Origin of the sequence: Streptomyces carpinensis (genome assembly GCF_002154505.1) — a bacterium.
In the GTDB taxonomy this organism is placed as follows: domain Bacteria; phylum Actinomycetota; class Actinomycetes; order Streptomycetales; family Streptomycetaceae; genus Streptomyces; species Streptomyces carpinensis.
Window position 1 is genome coordinate 1 of record NZ_MUBM01000092.1, and the last position, 1,771, is coordinate 1,771.

At 65.2% G+C, this 1,771-nt stretch carries 1 protein-coding gene; it reads right to left on the reverse strand.

The window, feature by feature from the left end; all coding sequences use genetic code 11:
* Positions 1 to 19: 19 nt before the first annotated feature.
* Positions 20 to 1,714 carry an ISAzo13 family transposase gene (locus BZY54_RS13730; RefSeq protein ID WP_086725468.1) on the reverse strand — a complete coding sequence of 565 codons (1,695 nt, stop codon included), beginning with the start codon at positions 1,712 to 1,714 and terminating at the stop codon, positions 20 to 22.
* Positions 1,715 to 1,771 lie beyond the last annotated feature (57 nt).

A 1,771-nucleotide genomic window follows, 5' to 3' on the forward strand; every position in this document is an offset into this window, starting at 1 on the left:
GCTAAGGGCGCGCAGATAATCAACACGCTTTCTTGATCTTGCTTTGGGTGGGGTTGGGAGCGAGGAATGTTGCGACGTCGGATGGTGTGCGGAAGCGGGCGGTGGAGGCGGTGATGTGGTGGCCGTGCGCTTCCAGGAGCGGGCGGACTTCCTGTTTCGCGCGGCTGATGGTCATGGCGGTGACGCCGAAGAGCCGGCCGAGAAGGTCCATGGTGGCGAGTTTGCGCAGGTGGAGCACGGTGACCAGGATTCGGTCGGCTGGGGAGAGTTTGGCTTTTGCGCCTGTGCCGGGGGCGACGAGGCGTTCGTGACCGCGACGCATGCGGAGCACTTGCTCACGTTGAGCCTCCAGCTCGGGAGTCAGTGCCGCGATGAGTTCGTTGAGCTGTTGACGGGTCATGCCGGTCAGTTCCGGGTCCTGCAGTGAACGCGGGGCGAGTTGATGTGAGGTGTTCGCCGGTGCATGGTCCTGGATGCCGTGTGCCGGAGCGGCCTGTGGGGGCAGTTGGGGATGGAGGGTGTAGTTCCAGTCGCCGTGGAAGCGGTGCCGTGTGACCGGCAGGGCGTCGAGGTCCTCGTCGGTGACCTGGATGCCGGTGGGGTACTGACCGGTGTCGAGTTCGGCATGCACCGTCAGGCCGGTCTTGGTGGTGGTCGCAGTGATGCTTTGGACGATGACTTCGTGGCTGGTCAGGGGCCGGCCGCGCCAGTTCATGGTGATGTGGGAGAACAGTCTGTGCTCGATCCGGTTCCACTTCGACGTTCCGGGAGGCAGGTGACAGACGGTGATGGCCAGGCCGGACTCGGCTGCGAACTGGGCGAGCTCGGTCTTCCAGGTGCGGGTGCGGTAGCCGTTGGAGCCGCCCGCGTCGGCCGTGATCAGTAGCCGGTCGGCGTGCGGGTAGTCGTGCCGGCCACGGGAATGCCACCAACGGCGGATCGACGCGACCGCGAAGGCTGCGGTGTCGTGGTCGCACCCGACGTTGACCCAGCCGGTGTTCGCGGTGATGTCGTAGATCCCGTACGGGATAGCCTTGCCCGGGCCCTGCGGGTCGAGGAAGTCGTGTGTCTTGACCTTCACCGGCTCGCCTTGAGGCTGCCACTCACGCCCGGCGTTCTTGTACTCGCCGACCAGTTCTTTCTTCTTGGTGTCCACGCTGATCACCGGGTCCCCGGCGTCCCGGTGATCGCGGGCTTGTTCGTTGATGTAGTGGAACTGTGCGTCGCGATCTGGGTGCTGCGTGCCCTCGATAGTCTTGATGTTGGCCTGCAGGCTGAAGCCCTCCTCGCGCAATAGGTCGCCAACGGTGTCCGCAGAGACGCGGTGGCCTTGCCGGGTGAGTTCGTCGGCGAGCTTGCGGGTCGACTTCGTCGTCCAGCGAAGCGGCGACATCGGGTCCCCGCGCATATCCGGCTCCACCAGTGCTAACAGTGCAGGTCGCAACCCCGCATCCACCTCGGCGGCCCTCTTGCGCCCACCGCCAGGGCGGCGGACTCGGCCCAAAGGCTCTGCACCCGCTTCCAGCTCTTCGACGCCTTTGCGGACCGTGGTTTCGCTGGCCTCGGCCGCCTGCGCGACAGCCCGGATCCCACCGTGCCCCAGGATCCGGGCCTCGGCTCCCATCAGCAGACGGCGCTGTCGCTCGTCCAGGTGCGGGAACAACACAGCGAATCTAACGGCGAGTTGATCACGAGTCTCCTGCGATATGGCCATACCACATCAACGAGCCAGAGCCATGGAAGCAACACCTTGATTATCTGCGCGCCCTAA